At 42.8% G+C, this 7,726-nt stretch carries 7 protein-coding genes; 5 read left to right on the plus strand and 2 right to left on the minus strand.

What is annotated here, in order from left to right; translation table 11 throughout:
* Positions 1-38 precede the first annotated feature (38 nt).
* Positions 39-1,862, plus strand: coding sequence for an acyl-CoA dehydrogenase C-terminal domain-containing protein (locus HHA43_RS01850; RefSeq protein WP_096901237.1), 1,824 nt, complete (start codon positions 39-41; stop codon positions 1,860-1,862).
* Between the two features lie 97 nt (positions 1,863-1,959).
* Here HHA43_RS01850 and hemW read toward each other — a convergent pair whose 3' ends face one another.
* The gene (gene hemW / locus HHA43_RS01855; RefSeq protein WP_171525690.1) at positions 1,960-3,114 is read right to left on the minus strand and encodes a radical SAM family heme chaperone HemW; all 1,155 of its coding nucleotides are present in this window, start codon (positions 3,112-3,114) and stop codon (positions 1,960-1,962) included.
* A gap of 122 nt (positions 3,115-3,236) precedes the next feature.
* On the opposite strand from hemW, the gene HHA43_RS01860 reads away from it, so the two are divergent.
* The 4 genes from HHA43_RS01860 to HHA43_RS01875 all read left to right on the plus strand — a co-directional run bounded on the left by HHA43_RS01860 (position 3,237) and on the right by HHA43_RS01875 (position 6,942).
* Entirely contained in the window at positions 3,237-3,701 is a 465-nt protein-coding gene (locus HHA43_RS01860) for a DMT family transporter (protein WP_168541575.1), read from the plus strand.
* Between the two features lie 45 nt (positions 3,702-3,746).
* Positions 3,747-5,102, plus strand: a complete 1,356-nt coding sequence (locus tag HHA43_RS01865; RefSeq protein ID WP_171525589.1) for an MATE family efflux transporter — start codon at positions 3,747-3,749, stop codon at positions 5,100-5,102.
* A gap of 152 nt (positions 5,103-5,254) precedes the next feature.
* On the plus strand, positions 5,255-6,553 hold the full coding sequence (locus HHA43_RS01870; RefSeq protein WP_168419196.1) for an ABC1 kinase family protein: 1,299 nt from the start codon (positions 5,255-5,257) through the stop codon (positions 6,551-6,553).
* A gap of 134 nt (positions 6,554-6,687) precedes the next feature.
* Positions 6,688-6,942, plus strand: a complete 255-nt coding sequence (locus HHA43_RS01875; RefSeq protein ID WP_096901241.1) for a type B 50S ribosomal protein L31 — start codon at positions 6,688-6,690, stop codon at positions 6,940-6,942.
* Positions 6,943-7,086: 144 nt separating this feature from the next.
* Here the strand turns inward: HHA43_RS01875 and crcB are convergent, their stop codons facing one another.
* Positions 7,087-7,464, minus strand: a complete 378-nt coding sequence (gene crcB, locus HHA43_RS01880) for a fluoride efflux transporter CrcB (RefSeq protein WP_104852609.1) — start codon at positions 7,462-7,464, stop codon at positions 7,087-7,089.
* Positions 7,465-7,726 lie beyond the last annotated feature (262 nt).

Raw genomic sequence — 7,726 nt, forward strand, 5'->3', positions numbered from 1 at the left:
AGATAATCCAAAACTATTTCTAAATTAGGATTAAGACTATGCCAGCATATAAAGCCCCATTACACGATATTCGTTTCTTAATGAACGAAGTGCTTGATTACCCGACCCATTACAAAAATCTTTCTAACGGTGAACTTGCAGACGCAGATACAGTCGATATGATTTTAGAAGGTGCAGCAGATTTCTGTGAAAATGTACTTTCTCCACTCAATCAATCTGGCGATGAAGAAGGCTGTCATTTTGAAAATGGCGATGTAACTACACCTAAAGGCTTTAAAGAAGCCTATGACCAATTTGTTCAAGGTGGTTGGCAAGGTCTGTCTTACCCTGAACAGTACGGCGGTCAAAACCTGCCTATGTCACTTAACCTCATCAAATCTGAAATGATGGGTACTGCCAACTGGTCATTCCAAATGTACCCAGGTTTAAGTGTGGGCTGTATCAACACTATTATGCAATTTGGTACTGAAGAGCAAAAAGACACTTATTTACCGCACTTGGTAGCGGGCACATGGTCGGGCACGATGTGTTTAACTGAACCACAATGTGGTACTGACTTGGGTCAGGTCAAAACTAAAGCTGAACCTCAAGCCGATGGCACCTATGCTATTTCAGGCACCAAAATCTTTATTTCTGCAGGTGAACACGACCTGACTGAAAACATTATTCACATTGTTTTAGCACGTCTTCCAGATGCACCTGCGGGTACGAAAGGTATTTCGTTATTTATCGTACCGAAGTTCTTGCCGACTGCAGAAGGCGCTGTGGGTGAACGAAACCCTGTAACTTGTGGCTCTATTGAGCACAAAATGGGGATCCGTGCTTCTGCAACTGCGGTCTTAAACTTTGACAATGCGGTGGGTTATTTGATTGGTGAACCAAATAAAGGCTTACATGCCATGTTTACCTTTATGAATACCGCGCGTATTGGTACAGCAATCCAAGGGATTTGCCATGCAGAATTGGCTTTCCAAGGTGCTTTACCGTATGCCAAAGAACGTATGTCTATGCGTGCACTTTCAGGTAAAAAAGACCCTGAAAAAGCAGCTGATGCAATTATTCACCATGCCGATGTACGTCGTATGCTGTTGACTCAAAAAGCAGTAGCTGAAGGCGGTCGTGCCATGATTTATCATGCTGCACAATTGGCAGACAAAATGAATGATGCCTTAATGCGTGGCGATACCGCTGCCTTTGAAGCACATGATGACCATTTAGGTTTCTACACTCCTATCTTAAAAGGCTTCTTGACTGAAATGGGTTATGAAGCAGCCAACCACGGCATGCAAGTCTATGGCGGTCATGGCTATATTAAAGAATGGGGCATGGAGCAAATTGTACGTGACTCACGTATTTCAACACTTTACGAAGGTACCACTGGTGTTCAGGCACTCGATTTGATTGGTCGTAAAGTCTTATTAAGCTCTAAAGGCAAAGTGATTCGTGACTACACAGCTGAAATTTTAAAATTCTGTGGTCAACACGCACGTAATAAATACATGCGTCGTTTTGCATGGGACTTGACTAAGCTATGTGCACAATGGAATGCATTAACTGTGCGTATTATGTTGGCAGCACGTAAAGACCGTGACATCGTTTCTAGCGCTTCAGTTGATTTCTTGATGTTCTCTGGTTATGTGATGATGGCTTATTTCTGGGCACAACAAGCGGCTGTCGCTTCAACTAAATTAGCAGAAGGCAACGGTCAGGAAACACCTGAATTCTATAAAGCCAAAATCAAAGTTGCCGATTTCTACTTTGAGCGTTTATTGCCACGTACCCAAGGTCATGCAGAAGCAATGGTGAATCCATCTAAAACTATGACCGCTTTAGCTCCAGAACATTTTAGTTTTGATTACTAAAATTTTCTGAGTAGAAGTAAATAAAAAGAGCGCACTATGCGCTCTTTTTTTTATTTACATCACAATATCTCAGATCTGAATCTTTTTCAGCCACGCATCAAAGAAACGCTTCCAATACCGAGTTTAAAAACACATGCCCTTGCTCGGTACATGCCAGTCGGTTTGGATCATTCTGCAATAATTGACGCTGACGCAAAGTGCCTAAAATATCCTGCATATCGGCTAAATTTAAACCTGTACGAGCAGCATACAGTTTTGCATCTACCCCATCATTCAGGCGCAGCGCATTCATCATAAACTCAAATGGCAACTCTTCTGCGCTAATCGCTTTAAACTGCAAATGCTCTGCAGGCACTTTGGCTAAATAATCTTTTGGCAACCGGGTTTTCTGGAAACGATACACCCCATCAGGCAAAGTCACTTTGCCATGTGCCCCAGCCCCAATCGCTAAATAATCGCCAAATTGCCAATAATTTAAATTATGTGCAGACGGCAGCTCTTTACGCCATGCCGAGACTTCATAATTCACAAAACCTTGCGCAGTTAAATAAGCTTCACCCTGTGCCTGAATCTCTTCCAATACATCATCTACAGGTAAAATCGGCTGCGTGCGGAAAAATACCGTATTCGGCTCAATGGTCAATTGATACCATGAAATATGTGTTGCACCGTGTTCCACCGCCAGTTTTAAATCCTGCAGCGCCTGTTCTATTGTTTGCTCAGGCAAGCCATGCATTAAATCTACATTGATACGCTGAAAACCTGCTTCACGTGCCAATGCAATCGCAGAAATTGCATCATCATTGGAGTGAATACGCCCTAGTTTTTGTAAATGTGCTGTATTAAAACTTTGCACGCCTATCGACAGGCGGTTAATTCCTGCAGCTAAATAATCTGCAAAAGGATCATGCTCAACTGTACCGGGGTTGGCTTCTAAAGTAATTTCACAGCCATCTTCAAAGGCGATCAGCGCTTGCAATTGTGTAAATAACCATTGATAACCCTGCGCAGAAATCAGTGAAGGCGTGCCACCACCAATAAAGACACTATGAATTTTTCGCGCCTGTGCAAACTGTGTTTGGGTTTTAAAATCTTCCAGCAAAGCCTGTAGATATTCCTGCTCCAAATCTAGACTCAGCTTACCGTCAGGCACAGCATGCGAGTTAAAATCACAATAGGGGCACTTACGCACACACCACGGCATGTGAATGTATAAAGACAAAGGAATATCTGTAGGTATTAAGGACTTCAAAGCAAGGCTCAGTGCAAAATCAGAACAGTGATACAGATTTTAACATGACTACAGCAGGACACCGCTGTATTCCCTATAATTTGCTTTAGACTAGAAAATCACCAATAAGAAAAAGCGATAAAATGATGAAGTTTTCCAGTCAACTATTCTTACTTTTGCCGCTCGCCATGGGCATTGGGATTGCCATGGCTTTCCAGACCGCAATTAACAGCCAATTGCGGGAATATTTATATTCTCCGCTACAAGCTGCCCTTTTCTCTTTTTTGGTTGGTACAATAGTTTTAGCCATTTTGGTTTTTTTCCAACAAGTCGAAAAACCTAGCTTCAGCACCTTACAACACATTCCATGGTATTTATGGATGGGTGGATGTTTAGGGGTTTATGCAATTAGCATCAGTATTTATAGTGCGCCAAAATTAAGTTTGCTCACCTTATCAGGGGTGATTATTTTTGGGCAAATGCTCGCATCTATGCTAATTGATCATTTTGGGTTCTTGGGTACGGAAAAAGTCAGCATTAACTGGCAACGTATTTTAGGTAGCGTGGTGATTTTTATTGGTGTGCTTCTCACTTTACAACGCTCATAACCAAAACGCTAAGCACCTCATGTATTGAGATTTTTTGTGTCAAAAATGAATTCTGTGACCAGTACCCGTTTTGAGTTAAAACAACTGTTTCAGCTCATGATTCCAATTTTGGTCACCCAGTTTGCCCAAGCAGGTCTAGGGCTGATTGATACCATTATGGCAGGCCACATGTCTGCTACCGACTTGGCCGCTATTGCGGTGGGGGTCGGGTTATGGATGCCCATCATGCTGCTGTTTAGTGGCATTATGATTGCCACCACACCTTTGGTGGCAGAAGCCAAAGGGGCACGAACCCCTGAAAAAATTGCCACCATTGCCCGCCAGTCCTTATGGATTGCCTTTATTTTAGGCGTGATTGCAGGCCTGATTTTACAGTTCATGCCTGCTCTGCTGCCTGTGTTTGGTGTGCCTGAAAGTTTACAACCCAAAGCAGGCTTATTCTTACATGCCATTGGCTTTGGTATGCCTGCCGTAACCATGTATGCCGCCTTGCGCGGTTATTCTGAAGCATTGGGCTATCCACGTCCCGTCACGGTCATTAGTTTGCTGGCTTTGGTCTTGTTGGTGCCTCTCAACTTTATGTTTATGTATGGATGGGGGCCATTGCCTGAATTAGGCAGTGCAGGCTGTGGTTTTGCCACCGCAATTTTACAATGGCTCATGTTCTTTAGCTTAGCCCTGTATATTTTTAAAAGCAGCGCCTATCAAAGCACTCAGGTTTTTAGTCAATGGGAAGCGCTTGATGCGGTCTGGATCAAGCGCATTTTGCTGCTTGGCATGCCAATTGGTCTGGCAATTTTCTTTGAAGTCAGTATTTTCAGTACCGCCGCCATCGTTATTAGCCCTTTGGGTGAAACGACATTGGCTGCACATCAAATTGCCATGTCCGTGACCTCACAACTGTTTATGATTCCCATGTCGTTGGCAATTGCTCTGACCATTCGCATTGGCACCTATTATGGCGAACAGAACATTCATGCCATGCGTAAAGTACAGGTATTAGGTTTTGCCACCGCTACCCTGTTTGCGTTTTCTACCATGGCACTGATGTGGTTTTTCCGACCTGAAATTATTTCTATTTACAGCAATGACCCGCAAGTGGCACAAGTCACTTTATATTTATTGTTGTTTGCCATTGCTTATCAACTCATGGATGCTTGGCAAATCAGTGCGGCAGGTTGCTTACGTGGCATGCAAGATACGCAAGGCCCAATGTGGATTACCATGCTTGCCTATTGGGTCATCGCCTTCCCAATTGGCGTGTATTTAACCCGTTACAGCAGCATGGGTGCTGCAGGCGTGTGGGTCGGGTTGATTGTCGGTTTAAGTATTGCCTGCGTGTTACTCTTAACCCGTTTATATTTTAATAATCAGCGACTGGAACGCCAGTTTGCCCAATAAACACAGCCCTTAAACATACTCCAACATACCGAAATACCTTTTGGCATGTTGGGGTTGTCATCCAAATAAATGCATTAACAATTAAAAGTAGGCATTTTGCTCACGAACACTTATGATCAAAATACAGTAAAGATGATCTTGAGGAACATCGCATGGCAAAAACGGCGCGTACACCCGGTCGTCGCTTTATGAAACTGGCGGGCATGACCGCAAGTATTGCAACTAAAACCGTATCGAATTCAATTAAAAACTTGACCGCAGATGAACAACAAAAAAATGCGGCACGCAGCCAATTGTTTCAAGATATTGGCGTCCAAATTGCCAATACTTTAGGTGAAATGAAAGGCGCAGTCATGAAAGTTGGGCAAATTGCCTCGCAATACAAAGACATTTTCCCGCCTGAAGTCGCTAAAGCTATCAGTAAGTTACAACGCCAAGCGCCTGCTATGCCTTTTGCCGAAATTAAAGCACAAGTTGAAAAAGAACTCGGTAAACCGCTCGATAAAATTTTTAAACACTTTGATGAAACGCCATTTGCAGCCGCTTCGATTGGACAAGTGCATAAAGCCATTTTGCCGAATGGCGAACAAGTAGTGGTTAAAGTGCAATACCCAGGGGTGGATGAAGCCTGTGAAAGCGACCTGAAACAAGTCCGTTTAGCCTTGCGCTTAATGGGCGTGTTAAAAATAGACCGTAAATTGCAAGACCGTCTGTTTCAAGAAATTCAGGAAAGTTTAGACAATGAACTGAATTATCAAATCGAAGCACAAAACCTAGAAGTAGCACGTACATTTCACGCGGCTTTGGATGATAAAATTATTATTCCACAGGTTTTTAAAGACTATTCTTCACGGCACATTTTAACCTTAAGTCTGGAACAGGGCGAAAGTATTGAAACCGCCAGTACATGGTCACAGCGCACCCGTAACACTTTGGGGCGACGCTTACTGCGTGCCATGGGCCAAGAAATCTTTTATTTAAAACGCTTCCATTGCGACCCACATCCGGGCAATTTTGCCTTCCGTGAAGACGGTTCGGTCATTATTTACGACTATGGCGGTGTAAAAACTCTGTCGAGCGATGTAGTACATCATTTTAGACAACTGATTCATGCCGCACGTGCACAAGATATTGCCGAAATTGAACAGCATTTAGATGCGTTGCAGGCAATTTCTGCGCGAGGTAAATTCCCTGAAGATTTATATCATCAGTGGCTAGAAGTGTTGATGCGCCCACTGACCACACATTATGACTTTGCAGAAAACTCTGCCCACCATGATGGGGTTGAACTGGTCAAAAGTTCGCTGAAATACTGGGATGTATTCAAACCTTCGCCCGATACCCTCATGGTGAATCGTACCGTATCTGGACATTATTGGAATCTGATTCATTTAAAAGTGCATGACAATTTAAATGATATTTTTGAAGAGTTGGTTCCATCACGAGATTAAACTCAGCGTTTCACTGAACAAGGTGATGTTAAAAATAAAGCCCAGAGATGGGTTTTATTTGCCAAGATTAACGTTATGTTATAACATTTCTTTAAATAAATTTATCATCTCACCTTTTTGTTCGGAGAAATCCTATGCGTCCAGATATCCATCCTGAATATCGTGAAGTTTTATTCCACGACACCAATGCCAATGCCTACTTTGTTATTGGTAGTACCCTGCAAAGCAGTCAAACTAAAGAGTATGAAGGCAAAGTTTATCCTTATGTGACTTTGGATATTTCTAGTGCTTCACATCCGTTCTATACAGGTGAGCAACGTCAAACCAGTAACGAAGGTCGTGTGGCGAGTTTCAATAAACGTTTTGCACGTTTCAAACGCTCACAATAACTTCATATTCAGTTAAGTTTTCTATTTTATAGTTTAATCATAGCCCAATTGCTTAGCGCCAAGCTGAGCAGTTCTCTATCTTCAAAGCCCAGGCACTCTCCTCCAGCTTGGGCTTCTTTTTATCTGAAAAGCAAATATAGGCAGTTAATGTTTTAAAACTTGTTGAATACTATAAAAACCTACAGCCAGAAAAATTACGCCCAAAACCACGCTCGACATGGCATAGCCAAAAGCCAAACCGTGCTGTCCCTGTCGCAACAATTGCCAAGTTTCCAACCCAAAACTAGAAAATGTGGTAAAACCACCTAAAATTCCAACCATCAGCAATAAGCGGGCTTCCTGCTGCAACACAGGATATTTCTGACTCAATGCAAAAAATACACCCGCCAAAAAGCAGCCAAACAGATTGACCGACCACGTTGCCCATGGAAAATGCTGTGCCGATTTAAATAAATACAGGCTTGCGGCATAACGTAAACTTGCCCCCAATGCACCGCCAATTGCCACCAATAGCCAATTCATCTGTTCTGCTGTCCTTTTTGCGGCTATGTCGTGTATTTCTCACAGCCATAATTTTTAGTCACACGTGATCTCACTGTTCCTTAAAATGTAGTCAAACATAGTCAAGGACTAATTCGCACTCTGTTAATGTCTTGTTGCCAAACGTGTAACTAGAGCCTGAGTCGGTCAGTTCCGACTTATAGCGATCAGTCCGTTCTTGCAATATACGCTTTACAGTTTTGTAAGGCGTATAACGACTTATCTCATTGTCGTTTAATCTTGC

The sequence above is a fragment of the Acinetobacter sp. A2 genome, assembly GCF_012371325.1.
Taxonomy (GTDB): Bacteria; Pseudomonadota; Gammaproteobacteria; order Pseudomonadales; family Moraxellaceae; genus Acinetobacter.

What these genes read in the sequence shown, in the direction of transcription:
- HHA43_RS01850 (WP_096901237.1), top strand. Translation starts at nt 39, where the DNA reads ATGCCAGCATATAAAGCCCCATTACACGATATTCGTTTCTTAATGAAC.
- HHA43_RS01865 (WP_171525589.1), top strand. Translation starts at nt 3,747, where the DNA reads ATGAATTCTGTGACCAGTACCCGTTTTGAGTTAAAACAACTGTTTCAG.
- crcB (WP_104852609.1), bottom strand. Translation starts at nt 7,464, where the DNA reads ATGAATTGGCTATTGGTGGCAATTGGCGGTGCATTGGGGGCAAGTTTA.
- HHA43_RS01870 (WP_168419196.1), top strand. Translation starts at nt 5,255, where the DNA reads ATGGCAAAAACGGCGCGTACACCCGGTCGTCGCTTTATGAAACTGGCG.
- HHA43_RS01875 (WP_096901241.1), top strand. Translation starts at nt 6,688, where the DNA reads ATGCGTCCAGATATCCATCCTGAATATCGTGAAGTTTTATTCCACGAC.
- HHA43_RS01860 (WP_168541575.1), top strand. Translation starts at nt 3,237, where the DNA reads ATGATGAAGTTTTCCAGTCAACTATTCTTACTTTTGCCGCTCGCCATG.